16 protein-coding genes are annotated in these 13,946 nt (G+C 65.2%); 6 read left to right on the top strand and 10 right to left on the bottom strand.

Annotated features, from left to right (window positions below):
• Positions 1-8: 8 nt before the first annotated feature.
• The gene (locus QFZ30_RS05235) at positions 9-881 is read left to right on the top strand and encodes a DNA-methyltransferase (RefSeq protein WP_307074130.1); all 873 of its coding nucleotides are present in this window, start codon (positions 9-11) and stop codon (positions 879-881) included.
• A gap of 77 nt (positions 882-958) precedes the next feature.
• On the opposite strand, the gene QFZ30_RS05230 is transcribed toward QFZ30_RS05235, so the two are convergent.
• On the bottom strand, positions 959-1,807 hold the full coding sequence (locus QFZ30_RS05230) for a PHP domain-containing protein (RefSeq protein WP_307074128.1): 849 nt from the start codon (positions 1,805-1,807) through the stop codon (positions 959-961).
• Between the two features lie 29 nt (positions 1,808-1,836).
• Positions 1,837-2,262: an ester cyclase gene (locus QFZ30_RS05225; RefSeq protein WP_307074125.1), complete on the bottom strand. Its 426-nt coding sequence runs from the start codon at positions 2,260-2,262 to the stop codon at positions 1,837-1,839.
• Positions 2,263-2,420: 158 nt separating this feature from the next.
• Here QFZ30_RS05225 and QFZ30_RS05220 point away from each other — a divergent pair, with 158 nt between their 5' ends.
• Positions 2,421-4,004: an aminopeptidase P family protein gene (locus tag QFZ30_RS05220; protein ID WP_307074123.1), complete on the top strand. Its 1,584-nt coding sequence runs from the start codon at positions 2,421-2,423 to the stop codon at positions 4,002-4,004.
• Positions 4,005-4,088: 84 nt separating this feature from the next.
• Here QFZ30_RS05220 and QFZ30_RS05215 read toward each other — a convergent pair whose 3' ends face one another.
• Positions 4,089-5,006, bottom strand: coding sequence for a general stress protein (locus QFZ30_RS05215; protein ID WP_307074121.1), 918 nt, complete (start codon positions 5,004-5,006; stop codon positions 4,089-4,091).
• Between the two features lie 77 nt (positions 5,007-5,083).
• On the opposite strand from QFZ30_RS05215, the gene QFZ30_RS05210 reads away from it, so the two are divergent.
• The 3 genes from QFZ30_RS05210 to QFZ30_RS05200 are packed head-to-tail and all read left to right on the top strand — an operon-like array spanning position 5,084 to position 8,221.
• Positions 5,084-6,367, top strand: coding sequence for a magnesium transporter MgtE N-terminal domain-containing protein (locus tag QFZ30_RS05210; protein WP_307074119.1), 1,284 nt, complete (start codon positions 5,084-5,086; stop codon positions 6,365-6,367).
• Positions 6,360-7,082, top strand: coding sequence for a DUF1003 domain-containing protein (locus QFZ30_RS05205; protein WP_373462813.1), 723 nt, complete (start codon positions 6,360-6,362; stop codon positions 7,080-7,082). The genes QFZ30_RS05210 and QFZ30_RS05205 overlap by 8 nt, the downstream gene beginning before the upstream one ends.
• A gap of 11 nt (positions 7,083-7,093) precedes the next feature.
• Positions 7,094-8,221: an Mrp/NBP35 family ATP-binding protein gene (locus tag QFZ30_RS05200; protein WP_307074117.1), complete on the top strand. Its 1,128-nt coding sequence runs from the start codon at positions 7,094-7,096 to the stop codon at positions 8,219-8,221.
• A 24-nt stretch (positions 8,222-8,245) separates the two neighbouring features.
• On the opposite strand, the gene QFZ30_RS05195 is transcribed toward QFZ30_RS05200, so the two are convergent.
• From QFZ30_RS05195 to sigE, 4 genes are all read right to left on the bottom strand, one after another.
• Positions 8,246-8,806, bottom strand: a complete 561-nt coding sequence (locus tag QFZ30_RS05195) for a DinB family protein (RefSeq protein WP_307074115.1) — start codon at positions 8,804-8,806, stop codon at positions 8,246-8,248.
• Between the two features lie 46 nt (positions 8,807-8,852).
• Complete coding sequence (locus QFZ30_RS05190; protein WP_307074113.1) at positions 8,853-9,266, bottom strand: Sec-independent protein translocase TatB; 414 nt, start codon at positions 9,264-9,266, stop codon at positions 8,853-8,855.
• A 69-nt stretch (positions 9,267-9,335) separates the two neighbouring features.
• Complete coding sequence (locus tag QFZ30_RS05185) at positions 9,336-10,202, bottom strand: anti-sigma factor (RefSeq protein ID WP_307074111.1); 867 nt, start codon at positions 10,200-10,202, stop codon at positions 9,336-9,338.
• Between the two features lie 8 nt (positions 10,203-10,210).
• On the bottom strand, positions 10,211-10,828 hold the full coding sequence (gene sigE / locus QFZ30_RS05180; protein ID WP_307074109.1) for an RNA polymerase sigma factor SigE: 618 nt from the start codon (positions 10,826-10,828) through the stop codon (positions 10,211-10,213).
• A 229-nt stretch (positions 10,829-11,057) separates the two neighbouring features.
• Here sigE and QFZ30_RS05175 point away from each other — a divergent pair, with 229 nt between their 5' ends.
• Entirely contained in the window at positions 11,058-11,690 is a 633-nt protein-coding gene (locus tag QFZ30_RS05175; RefSeq protein ID WP_307074107.1) for an O-methyltransferase, read from the top strand.
• Between the two features lie 44 nt (positions 11,691-11,734).
• Here the strand turns inward: QFZ30_RS05175 and QFZ30_RS05170 are convergent, their stop codons facing one another.
• The 3 genes from QFZ30_RS05170 to QFZ30_RS05160 all read right to left on the bottom strand — a co-directional run bounded on the left by QFZ30_RS05170 (position 11,735) and on the right by QFZ30_RS05160 (position 13,915).
• Entirely contained in the window at positions 11,735-11,902 is a 168-nt protein-coding gene (locus QFZ30_RS05170; protein ID WP_009357720.1) for a DUF3117 domain-containing protein, read from the bottom strand.
• Between the two features lie 235 nt (positions 11,903-12,137).
• Entirely contained in the window at positions 12,138-13,361 is a 1,224-nt protein-coding gene (locus QFZ30_RS05165; RefSeq protein ID WP_307074104.1) for a hypothetical protein, read from the bottom strand.
• Positions 13,362-13,381: 20 nt separating this feature from the next.
• A complete protein-coding gene (locus QFZ30_RS05160) occupies positions 13,382-13,915 on the bottom strand; it encodes a DivIVA domain-containing protein (protein WP_307074102.1) in 534 nt (177 codons plus the stop codon).
• Positions 13,916-13,946 lie beyond the last annotated feature (31 nt).

Below are 13,946 nucleotides of genomic sequence, written 5' to 3'. Positions count from 1 at the left end.
CAGCCTCAATGACTGACTTTGTCTGGGCGCCGGACGGCAGCAACTTGGTGGTACACGCGGACAACGCGGAATTCCTCCCCTCGCTGCCGGACGGCGCCTTCACTCTCATTTACGTGGACCCGCCGTTCAACACCGGCCGGGCCCAGCGGCGCCAGGAAACGAGGATGGTGGCCAATGCTGACGGCACCGGCGACCGTGTTGGCTTCAAGGGGCGCTCGTACGACACCATCAAGGGCGCCCTGCATCGCTACGATGACGCCTTCAGCGACTACTGGTCCTTCCTGGAGCCGAGGCTCGTCGAAGCCTGGCGGCTGCTGGCGGATGACGGAACACTGTACCTGCACCTTGACTACCGGGAAGTCCACTACGCCAAGGTAATGCTCGATGCCATTTTCGGCCGCGAGTGCTTCCTGAACGAGATCATTTGGGCCTACGACTACGGTGCACGCGCCAAATTCCGCTGGCCCACCAAGCACGACAACATCCTCGTGTACGTCAAGAATCCGGCAAAGTACCACTTCGATAGCGCTGAGGTGGACCGCGAGCCATATATGGCGCCCGGCCTGGTCACCCCTGCCAAACGCGAGCTCGGCAAGCTGCCCACGGATGTCTGGTGGCACACCATCGTCTCGCCCACGGGCAAGGAAAAAACCGGTTATCCGACGCAGAAGCCAGAGGGCCTCATCCGACGGGTCGTGGCCGCCTCAAGCCGGCCAGGAGACTGGTGCCTGGACTTCTTCGCGGGTTCAGGAACACTCGGCGCAGTGGCGGCCAAGCTGGACCGGAAGTTTGTGTGCGTGGACCAGAACCAGCCGGCCATCGACGTCATGGCCAAGCGCCTGGGCGCCCACGCGACCTTTGCCTCGTTCCCACCCAACTAGCTCGCACTTAACGTCGCCATTCGCGCGTTTCGATGCGTTATGTGCCAGTCAGTTGGGGAAGGCGCACAGGGCAGGGGCTACGGGCGGACGATGGCGGTGCCCGTGCCCAGCTCCTCGATCCGGGAAAGCACCTCGGGCGCGGTGAGGTTCTCCCCCAGCAGATTGGGCTTGCCCGTGCCGTGGTAGTCGGACGAACCCGTAATCAGCAGGCCGTGGCGTGCCGCCAGCCGGCGGAGGAACTCCCGTCCCTCTTCCGGATTGTCCCGGTGGTCGATCTCCAGGCCCGCCAAGCCGGCGTCGATCATTTCCTGGTACGTGCGCTCGCCCACGATCCGGCCGCGGGCCGACGCCACCGGGTGCGCGAAGACCGGCACGCCGCCTGCCGCCCTGACAAGCTCGACGGCGGTTGCCGGGTCGGGCGCGTAGTGCTGGACATAGTAGCGCGAACGTGAGGTCAGGATGGACGTGAAAGCCTCTGAACGGTCAGCCACCACGCCGGCCGCAACCAGGGCATCGGCAATATGCGGACGCCCCAGCGTGGCTCCTGGTGCTACATGGTGGATGACATCGTCCCAGGTCAGCGGGTAGTCCTCGGCGAGGAGAGTGACCATACGTTCGGCACGCGTGAGGCGGGCGTCCTTGGCCTTGGTAATCTCCTCCAACAGCCCTGGATGGTCGGGATCGTGGAGGTAGCTCAGGAGGTGCACGCTGATGCCCTGTTCCGTGCGGCAGGAAACCTCCATGCCAGGAACCAGCGCCACACTGGCTGCCTGGGCGGCGCGTGAGGCTTCGGCCCAGCCGTCGGTGGAATCATGGTCCGTCAGGGCCACCACGTCCAGGCCCGCGCGGGCGGCGGATGCCATGACATCGGCAGGGGTCTCCGTGCCGTCGGAAACATTGGAGTGGGCATGCAGGTCTATCCTCACCTGCCCAGCCTAGTTTATGAGTACCCCGGTCAGTCCCCGGGCAGTTGGATCACGCCGAGCTGCTGCATCAACCCCAGGTCGTCCCTATTTGACCAATGCTCAACGATCCTCCCGTGCTCGATACGGTGGACGGCCACAGCGGTCTCACTCAACGTCGCACCGCTGGCAGGAAGGGGGCCAGGGAGTTCGCCTTCGTGGGTTCCCGACGCCGTCAGACGGGTCACCACTCGGTCCCCTTCGGCGACCTGGTCCTCGATCTCGTGCCGGCCCGGGGTGGCCTTCCAAAAAATGCGGAAGGCCGCCTTCAGGCCCTCGCGTCCGGCAGGCATCCCCGGGAACGGTGGATTGTGGTCAAGATAGTCCTCGGCGACCAGCTCATCCATCGCGTCGATATTTCCAGCGTCGATCTCTTCGTAGAACCGCCTGATCAGAGCCTTGTTGTCGTCGGTTTCCATTGCCATCTTCCTGGTTGTCCAGGGCAGCCTGTCCCGTACCGACCATTCCCCGTGGGAGGCAATCGTAGCGCCAAAGCTCGTGATACGGGAGGGCCGGTTCGTCTGGACGTTCGCCGCGGTATTGGCCCAGGCACTCGTGCTGGTGAGACGATGGTGCCGTGAACGATGCCGAAAACACCCCTGACTCTGCTTCCCAGCCCCTCGACGAGCGCGTCAACAACCGCTCGCAGCGGCCCAGTTCCGACGCCTTCAAGGCCTTTATGGCCAGCAACTGGGCACCGTCCAGCCAGGAGCTGCCGGCGCGCGATGCCGTGGCCGGCCACGCCGCAGCACGGCGCAAGGCCATTTCAGACCGATTCAAAGGCGAACGCCTGGTCATTCCCGCCGGTCCGCTGAAGGTCCGTTCCAACGACTGCGACTACCGTTTCCGCCCACACTCCGGCTTCGCCCACCTCACCGGCCTGGGCCTGGACCACGAGCCGGACGCCGTCCTGATTCTGGAACCCGTTGCCGAAGGTACAGGCGACGACGGCGGCCACCACCGCTCCACGCTCTACTTCCGCCCGCTGGCGGGCAGGGATACGGAAAAGTTCTACGCCGACTCACGGTCCGGCGAGTTCTGGATCGGTGCCCGACCCACGCTTGCAGAGTTCGAAGCCCGCCTGGCCCTGACCACCGCTCACATCGATGAACTCGAATCGGCAATCACCAAAAATGTGGGTGCCCCCGAGATCGGCGGCATCTCCATCCGTCTGGTCCGCAAGGTGGACGAAAACATCGATGCCCTCGTGGACACCGCCCGCTACAACACGGCCAAGGATCCCGAAAACCTGGACCTCGCCGTCCTGGACGCCCTGGATGAGAAGCTGTCCGAGGCCCTGTCCGAGCTCCGGCTCCTGAAGGACGAGTGGGAGGTCGAACAGATGGAGATGGCTGTGGCCGCCACCGTTGAGGGCTTTGTGGAAGTGGTCAAGGCCCTTCCCCGTGCGCTCACGCATGCCCGCGGCGAACGGGTTGTGGAAGGCGCCTTCTTTGCGCGGGCCCGCGAAGTGGGCAACGAACTGGGCTACGACACCATCGCTGCCTCGGGAAACAACGCCACCGTGCTGCACTGGACCCGCAACGTCGGCAAGCTCAACGCCGGTGAGCTGTTGCTGCTGGATGCGGGCGTGGAGGTGGACTCGCTGTACACGGCAGACATCACCCGGACATTACCGGCCAATGGCGTGTTCACGGATATCCAGCGCAAGGTTTACGAAGCAGTCCTTGACGCCGCCGACGCCGGATTCGCCGCCGCGCAGCCGGGCACCAAGTTCCGCGACATCCACACCGCCGCCACCACCGTGCTGGCCGAACGGCTCGCCGAGTGGGGTTTGCTCCCAGTGAGCGTCGAGGAAGCCATCAGCCCCGAGGGCCAGCAGCACCGCCGCTGGATGCCGCACGGCACCAGCCATCACCTGGGCCTGGACGTTCACGACTGCGCGCAGGCCAAGCGCGAGCTGTACCTCGATGGCGTGCTTACCGAAGGCATGGTGTTCACCATCGAACCCGGCCTGTATTTCAAGAACGAGGATCTCGGGATCCCTGAGGAATACCGCGGCATTGGCATCCGGATCGAAGACGACATCCTCATGACGTCCGGCGGCCCCGTCAATCTGAGCGCCGCGCTGCCCCGCAAGGCCCGCGACGTCGAGTCCTGGATGGCCGGCATCTACCGGGAAGCAGACGGCGAGGCCTCCTAGCAGCCCCACGTGTTAAGCGCGAACGGACACCTAAGCCCCGGGGCTTAAGTGTCCGTTCGCGCTTTGAGCGCCCTTGCAGATCAGCTAAGGCTGAGATTCATCCTTGTCCCGCTGCGGTGCCGGCGGGAGGGTGCCTTCCTGTTGCTGCCCGTTGCCCTGGGTGGTCGCGTCGGCTTCAGCAGGAGCCGGGGTGTCGGAAACACGCACGCCGTACTGGGGCCGCCCGTCGGGCAGGTCCGGATAGCGGACCGCAGCCGCAGGCGCCGGGGCCGGCTGGGCAGTTCCTTCGGGCTGGCCCTCCTGCGTCCCGGCAGCGGGATCCCCTTGTGCCGCGGGACCGGGCCCGTGTTGACCGTAGGGGTCGGTCCAGCCGGCGGGGCGGGCAGGTGCCTGGCCGGACGTCTGGCCGGGCTGTCCGGGCTGGCCCGGCTGGTTGAAAGGCTGGTTCTGGTAGTCGCGCTGGGTGTACGGCCTGGGAGCTGATGCAGCATCGGAGCGGGTCATCGGCAGTTGGTGGAGCAGGCGCCGGGCCTCGTGGGCGGCCTCCACGGACACCACCACGTCATAACTGGTGGCCACCACCTGGCTCGTGGAGGTGAAGTCCCGCTTCCCCCGCTGCATTGCATACGTGACAATGCCAAACAACATGAAGAATGCTGCGCCCATCAGCACGGAGGCGAGAATGGAGAAGTAGCCCGGGGAGGGTGCGAAGAAGGACAGCATCACACCGACGAACAGGCCGAACCACATGCCGCTGAGCGCCCCCGAGAGCGCCACCCGCGGATAGCTCAGGCGGCCGGTCACCCGCTCCACCATCTTGAGCTCGTTGCCGACGATGGAGACCATGTGGACCGGGAACTGCTGGTCGGCAAGGTAATCCACCGCCTTCTGGGCGTCCAGATAGGAGGTGTACGAGCCGACGGCGTCACCGGTGGGGACGGTACGGGACTCGTCCAGCCCGTTGGGGCCGCCGGCCTTGGGAGCACCAAAAAAGTTTGACATACCTCCATTCTTGCCCATCAGCATGTGTACCGCCTGTAAATTCAGCTAAAAGAGAGCAGACTCGGTAGCCTGTAGACGTGAGCACAAATCTTACGCGCGTCTTCGTTGCGCGCCTTCTGGGTCTTGACGTCTTCGACCCGCTGGGTGACCGTCTGGGCCGGTTGCGCGATGTTGTGGTGCTCTCCCGCGGAAGCCGCGGCGCCCCGCACGTGGTGGGCATCGTCGTCGAAGTTCCCGGGAAAAAACGCGTCTTTGTGCCCATGACCCGGATCACCTCCATCGACCAGACCCAGATCATCTGCACCGGGCTGGTCAACCTCCGGCGCTTTGAACAGCGCGGCGCGGAGACCCTGGTGGTCGCGGAAATGTTCGACCGGCGGGTGACCCTGCGGGATGGAAGCGGCGACGCCACCATTGAGGACATCGCCATGGACCAGCACCGGTCCCGCGACTGGTTCGTGAGCAAGCTTTTCGTCCGCAGGGGCCACTCGCTTTCCCCGCTCAGCCGGCTGCGCCGCAACGAAACCATGATCATCGACTGGGCCGACGCCCTCCAGGGAGCCCGCACGGAGCCGCAGGCTGCCACCCAGTTCGTGGCCAACCATGAGGACCTCAAGCCCGCCGACTTCGCCGAGGCCCTCCAGGAGATGAGCGACAAACGCCGCTTTGAGGTAGCCAGCGAACTCCAGGACGAACGGCTCGCCGACGTCCTCCAGGAACTCCCGGAGGACGACCAAGTGGAGATCCTTTCCGCCCTGGACGTCCAGCGCGCCGCCGACGTCCTGGAGGAGATGGATCCCGACGACGCCGCCGACCTCCTGGGTGAACTGCCCTCGGCCCAGGCTGAAGAACTGCTGCAGCTCATGGAGCCGGAGGGCGCCGAGGACGTCCGGCGCCTGCTGGAATACGACGAGGACACCGCCGGTGGGCTGATGACGCCCGTTCCTGTCATCCTGCCCCCTGAGGCCACCGTCGCCGAAGCCCTGGCACACGTCAGGCGCGAGGAACTCTCCCCGGCCCTTGCCTCGTCCATTTTTATTGCCAGGCCGCCGCTGGAGACGCCCACCGGCCGCTTCCTCGGCGTGGTCCACATCCAGCAACTCCTTCGCTTCCCTCCGTTTGAGCCCCTTGGCAACCTCGTGGACAAGAACCTTGAGCCGTTGTCCGACCAGGCCCACATCAGCGAAGTGGCCCGGACCCTGGCAACCTACAACCTGAACTCCCTTCCGGTCGTCAACGACGCCGGCCGGCTTGTGGGGGCGGTGACTGTTGATGACGTTTTGGATCATCTGTTGCCGGACGACTGGCGCGCCCATGATGGCGAAGCCCCGATAAGAAGGCTCGGAGGCCGCATTGGCTGACAACAGCGCCCCAAAGAACCCCAGCCAGCGGAACCTGCCCAAGGGCGCTTCAAAAGGCAGCCTCGATACACCCCTGAGCGGACGCCAGCGCATCCTGCCTAAGTTCTCGCCTGATCCTGATGCCTTCGGCCACGCTACGGAAGGCTTCGCCCGGTTCATGGGCACACCGCAGTTCCTCGTCTACATGACAGTCTTCGTCGTCATCTGGCTGGTCTGGAACACGTGGGCACCGCAGGAGTGGCAGTTCGACTCCCGCCTCCTCGGCTATACCCTGCTGACCCTGATGCTCTCCCTACAGGCCTCCTACGCGGCACCGCTGCTGCTGCTGGCGCAAAACCGACAGGACGACCGCGACCGCGTTTCGCTCCAGCAGGACCGCCAGCGGGCCGAACGCAACCTGTCGGACACCGAGTACCTCACCAGGGAGCTGGCCTCCCTGCGGATAGCCCTCCGTGAGGTGGCTACGCGGGACTACGTCAGGGCGGAGCTGCGTTCCCTCCTTGAGGACATGCTGGAGGCGCAGGAGGAGCTGCGGACCCACGATCCCTCCGGGGCCGGCAGCCACGAATCTCCGCGCGAGAAGGTCAGGGAAAGGCTGAAGGAAAAGCGGGACAAGCAACGGAGCCCCCGCACGCAGCAGATCCCCAAGGTCAAGCCCGCCCACTCCGTCCAGGATCCCCGCGTCCCGCCGCAGCCCCCAACCCCCGAAAGCTGAGCTCCGCCTTTATGAGCACTACCCTGGAACAGGCAGTCAATGCTGCACTGACCACTGTTATCGATCCTGAGCTTCGCCGTCCCATCACGGAGCTGGGCATGGTGGATTCCATTGAGATTGCCGACGACGGCCGGGTCCGGTTGGCCGTGCTGCTCACCATCGCCGGGTGTCCGCTGCGGGATACCATCACCGCCGACTCGGAAAGGGCGCTGTCCGCCGTTCCCGGGGTCACCGCCGTCGAGGTTGAACTGAAGGTGATGAACCAGGCCCAGCGTGACGCGCTGAAAGAACAGCTACGCGGCGCCGGCGGCCAGCGCGGGATTCCCTTCAACCAGCCTGGTTCGCTGACGAAGGTCTTCGCTGTGGCCAGCGGGAAGGGTGGCGTGGGAAAATCGTCCGTTACGGTGAACCTGGCGTGCGCACTGGCGGCGCAGGGGCTCCGTGTGGGAATCGTGGACGCGGATGTCTATGGTTTCTCTGTTCCGGCCCTGATGGGCATCACCCAGCCGCCCACCCGTGTGGACGACATGATCCTGCCGCCGGTGGCCTACGGCGTCAAGGTCATCTCCATCGGCATGTTCGTCACGGCAAACCAGCCCGTGGCTTGGCGCGGGCCCATGCTGCACCGCGCTCTGGAACAGTTCCTGACGGATGTCTACTTCGGCGACCTCGACGCCCTGTTCCTTGACCTCCCGCCAGGAACCGGAGACATCGCCATCTCCGTGGCCCAGCTGCTTCCGAAGGCCGAAATCCTGGTGGTCACCACGCCCCAGACCGCGGCGGCCGACGTCGCCGAACGCGCGGGGGCAATCGCCACCCAGACGGGTCAGTCCGTGGCGGGCGTCATCGAGAACATGTCCTACCTGGAAATGCCCGACGGCGGCCGGATGGAGCTGTTCGGAAGCGGTGGCGGGGCGGTCCTCGCCGAACGGCTGACGGCGACCGTCGGCGCCGACGTCCCGCTGCTGGGACAGATTCCGCTGGACATCCTGTTGCGGGAGGGCGGTGATGCCGGTTCACCCATCGTCCTTGGCCAGCCGGAAACCCCGGCAGCCGTGGCGCTGACCTCGATTGCCGGCAAACTGGCCGCCAAACCGCGGGGCCTTACGGAGATGAAGCTGGGTCTGCAGCCGCGCTGAGCGGGAAGCTCGTAGAAGCCCAGATTATTGGCCCACGCGTCCGTCGATGCACTCGCGCAGGAGGTCTGCGTGCCCGCAGTGGCGGGCATACTCTTCGATCCTGTGCACCATCAACTCCCGGATGGCGATCCCGTCCTTGCCTACGCGCTCGCCGAGGTCCGGATGCCGGGCCAGTGCGGCATCGGTGGCTGCCTGCTCACGCGCCAAATTCGCGTACGCAGCGTCCACCTCGGCCTGTTCGGCCACCGCTCCGTCGAAGTCCGCGTCGCGTTTGCCATAAAGCTTCGGAAGCGGATCGTCGTCGCCGATCCAGTTGTGCCAGTCCCGTTCCACCTCGACGAGGTGCCGAAGAAGGCCGAGCAGCGACATGGTGGACGGCGGAACCGAGCGGCGGGCCATTTGCTCGGCATCCATGCCCTCACACTTCATCAGCAGCGTCAGGCGGTAGTTCGCCAGGTAGTCCTGCAGCGTCGCAAGCTCACCGTCCGGACTGACTCCGTCGCTCTCGCGGGGGTCATTGTCCGGGTCAACCCACATATCGGCGTAGACGGTGGCCTGGGTCCATCGTGCTGGTTCTTCAGTCATGGGTTTCAGTCGCCGTCATCAGGAGCATCCCGTGGGGGAACACACCTTAGGTGGCTTCCGTGTCGAATGGCGCCACTTCGCCAGGGGGCAGGTGCTGGACGACCCGTTCAGACCGGGAGGAGCCGGCTGTCCCGCCTGCGGCAACGGCCGCTGCGCCGGACACGGCCGCCACGGCGGCAGGGGCGCCCACGCTGACAGGCTTGGAATCGTCGTCGAGCAACGCTTCCTTGATGATGCGCCGCGGATCGTACTGGCGGGGGTCGTATTTCTTCCAATCGACTTCATCGATGTCTATCCCCACCTCCTCCTTGATCTGCTCGCGCGCACCGGAGGCCATGCGGCGGACTTCCTTTACCAGATTCGCGAGCTTCTGGGTGTATTCGGGCAGCCGCTTGGGACCGATCACCATGATGCCGATGATCAGCAGAAGGAAAAACTCCGGGCCGTTGATTCCAAACACTTTAGGAAGATTACCCTCTCCGGGGTCCGGCTGACGATTCCCGCGGACAGGGTGCGGAAACAGCCCGGATCAAGGCGTCAGCATTTCCGTAATCTTACGGATTCCACGCTGCAGCCGCCCACTCAAAGAGTCGTCCCGGGCGTCGGCTTCCGCCGCAGCAGGCTCCGCAGCGATGCCGGCATTGACCCCGGCGGATGCGCGGGTACTGAGCTCCTGCAGGACAGGAACGGCGTCGTCCGCCTGCTCCTCGGGGCGGTCCGACTCATACGTGAATGTGGCCGCCGGAGTCTCGTAGGTGGCGGTCCATGGAGAGGAGCCCCGGATCTGCAGCTCCCCGACGCCGGGTTGCCCGTCCACCGGGCGCCGGCGGTCCTCGCGATGCTGTTCAAGGACCGTAGCGTAATACTTACCATCGGACAGGTGCATTTCCACGGCGGGCCGGCCGTCAACCGTTGTAACAGTCGCAGACTGGACGTGGAATCCAAGCGATTCCAGCTCAGGGCAGACCCAGCCATCAGAACGGAGTTGGGTCAGTTGGGCCTCGCTCAGCTCCCGCCCATCCGCCGGAAGGTGCTCCGACTGCTGGACCAAACTGCCTGCCAGGGCGTTCCCTGCCACCGGAAGGTCATCTCCCGCCAGCGCAAAGGCGCTGACGGCCAGTACGCCTGCTGCGGCGGCCGTTCCCCCTGCTGCAAGGACCAGGACCTTTGCTGCCAGGTGCTGCGGCGGCGCGGGGTGGGGCGGCGCAGTAGCCAATACCTGCGTCCGCGCCAGCAGCCGGGCCGTCAGGTCATCGCTTGCCGGCGGAACGGCAGCCCCACGAAGCCGTTCAATGTATTGGCGTTCGCGGTGCACCGCCGCGGCACACTCAGCGCAGGACTGCAGGTGGTCGCCGCCGCGGCGATGCCTGCGGCCAAAGGGGTTGTGGACCGTCATGGGACCGATCAGAGAAGGCCGGCGATGCGTGGCATCGACAGCTTCGGCTTCCGCGACTGCTGGGGCCGGGGATCCCGGTGCGCGAGCTTTTCGCGGAGCATGGTCCTGCCGCGGTGGATGCGGGAGCGCACTGTACCGAGCTTGACGCCCAGGGCGGCGGCCACTTCGTCGTAGGACAGGCCTTCCAGGTCACACAGCACCACGGCCGCCCGGAAGTCAGGCGGAAGTTCCTCGAGGGCTGCCTGGACGTCGAGATCAAGGTTGTTGAACTCGAAGCTCTGCTCCGGGCCGGGCTCGCGTCCGGGAATCCGTGACTCTGCGTCCTCCGCCAGCGCGTCGAACCGGATGCGGCTCTTGCGCCGTGCCTGGTCAAGGAACAGGTTAGTGGTGATGCGATGCAGCCAGCCGTCCAGGGTCCCGGGCTTGAAGTTCTCAAGTGACCGGAAGACGCGGACGAACACCTCCTGGGTGAGGTCCTCGGCGTCGAACTTGTTTCCGGTCAGGCGGTAGGCCAGCCGGTAGACCTTGGCGGAATGGTTGGCCACCACTTCTTCCCAGGTGGGTCTGACCCATTCAACCGCAGAATCTTCTGTTGCAGGGACAGGTGCCACAACTGATGCTGACATCGTCCACTCCCCTCGTGGATTGCTAACGCCCGGATACTGTTGACATCTCTGGTTCGGCGCCGACCACCACATGGATGAGCGGATCTCCATCATTTCAAAGTTGGCTGGGAATTTCCTGACCGGGCCGCCGCTTCAGCCAGAGGCGCAACCCTGCACCTTCCGCGGATGGCAGGCCCGGACACAGTACGCTGTATAAAACACTCCCCTGCCGCCCAGAAAGCGAATACCCATGAGCGCCGACAAGTCCACGAGCTGGTCCTATGCAGAAGATCTTCCCGCAGAGGATGAAGTCATGCTTCGCGCGCGGGAGCGTTCCTTCGAGCTCGGCGTGACACCGGTTGGTCCTGGCGTTGGTGCCGTGCTGACCGTCCTTGCTGCGGCCTCCAAAGCCCAGACCGCCGTCGAAATCGGAACGGGCGCCGGAGTCTCAGGCGTCTGCATCCTGCGTGGACTGGGCGCCCAGGCGGTACTGACCACCATCGACGTGGACGTAGAGCACCTCAAAGCCGCCCGCGAGGCCTTTTCGGAGGCAGGAAGCCCGGCCAACCGCACGCGCACAATTTCCGGCCGGGCAGGCGACGTCCTGCCGCGGCTAACCGATTCGGCCTACGACCTGGTGTTCATCGACGCTGACAAGCCCGGTTTGCCCGGCTACGTGGAACAGGCCATCAGGCTCCTGAAGGCCGGCGGCCTGCTCATCATCAACGACGCCCTGGACAAGGACCGCGTTGCCAACCCCGCCGACAGGGACGCCAGCACCGTGGTGCTCCGCCACGTGGGGAAGGCTATCCGCGACGACGAGCGCCTCTCCTCAGCGATGCTTCCCACCGGCGACGGCCTGCTGGTAGCGGTAAAGAAATAGGCCAGGGTCCGCAGCCCATAGCTGCGGACCCTGGCCCAGCGAGATTATTCGGTAACGCCGACGAGGCATTCCTTAAGGTTGGCCGCTTCCGCTGCATTGAGTTCGACCACAAGCCGTCCGCCGCCTTCGAGCGGCACACGCATGATCAGGCTGCGGCCCTCTTTGGTGACTTCCATAGGGCCGTCGCCGGTGCGTGGTTTCATAGCCGCCATGAGGAATTTCCCCTCCATTTAGTCCCAGGACTTATCAGCCCGGACGGGCTGTGTCCGCATGGTCAATCAAGCCGCCATGGCGGCGCGTGTAGACGCCGCCCTGACTGAACATTTTCTTGAATGCTTTTGTCCTTGCTTACTTACTATTATCCCGTAATTACCCGTACGTAGCTAATCGATGGACATTTCCCGCCGCGTCGTATTCCTGCACTACGATGCCCGGCACCGCAACTGCCTAGGGCGGATAATCGCCTCCGCCGGGCAGCTGGGCCCATGCCCACAGCCAGACGATCCAGACGATCTGGAGCAGAATGAACATGGTGAGAACCGTTCCCCGGTAAGCCCGTGAACGGGACAAAAAGGCTGCGCTGAGCGCCAGCGGAAACAGCGGAAGCAGCATGCGGAACGTACTTGTCTGCGGGTGCAGAAACAGCAGGAGGTAGCCCATGTAGCAGGCACACCACAGGCGCAGCTCCACGCCAAGCCGCACCACCGGCGGCGAGAAAAGCATCAGTCCGAAGAGTCCCGCAAAGAGGAACGGCGCCAGCAGTCCCAGCACCGGCCCGAAGAGCTGGACGCCGGTGTCGAACCACGGCTTGAAAGGCACCAGATCCTGGCCCCGCCACACGGTTTCCGTTTTGGTATACGCCAGGATGTCGCCGGTGGCGGCCCAGGCTGCAGCCGGCCAGACGAGCGCGGAGGCCCCGCTCAGGGCCGCGAGGCATGCGAGGCTGACCAGCTCGCGGGGTGTATGGCCGCCGGATTCACGGGCACGGCCGCGTTGCACCGCGCGGTAGACGAAAAGCAATCCCACCATGGCCGCAAAAGGAACACCTACCGGCCGGGAAAGGCACATCAGGAGCACCACGGGCATGGCCCACAGGTATTGGCGCCGGATCACCAGCAGCAGGGCGGCGCCCAGAAGGAGGACGGTCAGGGGCTCCGCGTAAGGGACTTGGAGAATGGCGGAGACCGGAAACGTCGCGAAGAAGGCCACGCCCCACAGCGCGGGAGCGTGCGGAGCCTTGTGCCGGAAGAGGCAGTAGACAACCAAGGCGGCCCCCAGGCCCGAAAGCATCGCAATGACTGTCAGCGAAGCGTCCGGGGCCAGGCCTGTCAGCGTCCCTAGTGCCCGGGCAAGGGCGGGGAAGAGCGGATAGAACGCCCACGCGTTCTCCTGCACGTTTCCGGCCTCATCCACGGGGAGGGCCGACGGGTATCCGTTGGTGACCACCTGCCCGTACCATCGCGCATCCCAGATATTAATGAAGTTCCAGTAATCGGGTTTGGCCGGGAACCAGGGGTTGGTTCCCTGGTGGAGGGCAGCAGCCATGAAGATGCAGGCACTCACCAGCCTGGCGCCGGTGTAGAGCGCCGCTACCTGGAGCCACCAGGGCCAGCCGCGGACGGCGTCTCCGGTGCGCGCCGTGAGCCCGCTGAAGTAAGCTGCCAGTCCCATCCGGTTACCCGTGGCGGTGCTCAAATCCCGCCCTCCGGTGCATCCCGGTCAGGCGATGCGGTGATTCCGCCCGGCTCCGGTTTGGCACCCGGCACCGCGGTTCCCACCTCCGCGGTTCGCCCCTTCGCGGGTCTCTCCTCCGCGGGTCTCTCCTCCGCAGTTCTCTCCTCCCCGGTAACCGGCGCCGCAAATGCAGCATCGGTCCGGGACTTTCCGGCTTCGAGCAGCAGCTTCCCTAGCCGATCCACTTCCTGGTCTTTGGCGGCGAGCTGGTCCCTGAGCTCGTCCAGTACCTGGTCCACCTGGTCCATGCGGTATCCGCGGAGGCCGAGGGAAAAACGGACCCGGTCGACGTCGGCCGGTGCGGCTTCCGCTGGCAGCAGAACAGGCGGAAGGTTCGCCACCGGTTGCTCGAATCCCCCACCCAGAAGCTCATGATCCAACAGCCCGGCACCGGTACGGCCGCGCCGGAAGATGCCGGATGGGCCGCCGGCGCCGACCCACACGATGGCGCCGATCAACACGATGGCAAGGAAAACCAGAAAAAAGCTCACAGCACCCATCGTGCCAGATGAGGACGTGCTG

Source organism: Arthrobacter pascens, assembly GCF_030815585.1.
Classification (GTDB): Bacteria; Actinomycetota; Actinomycetes; order Actinomycetales; family Micrococcaceae; genus Arthrobacter; species Arthrobacter pascens_A.
This window is presented reverse-complemented; position numbering and strand designations above follow the sequence as displayed.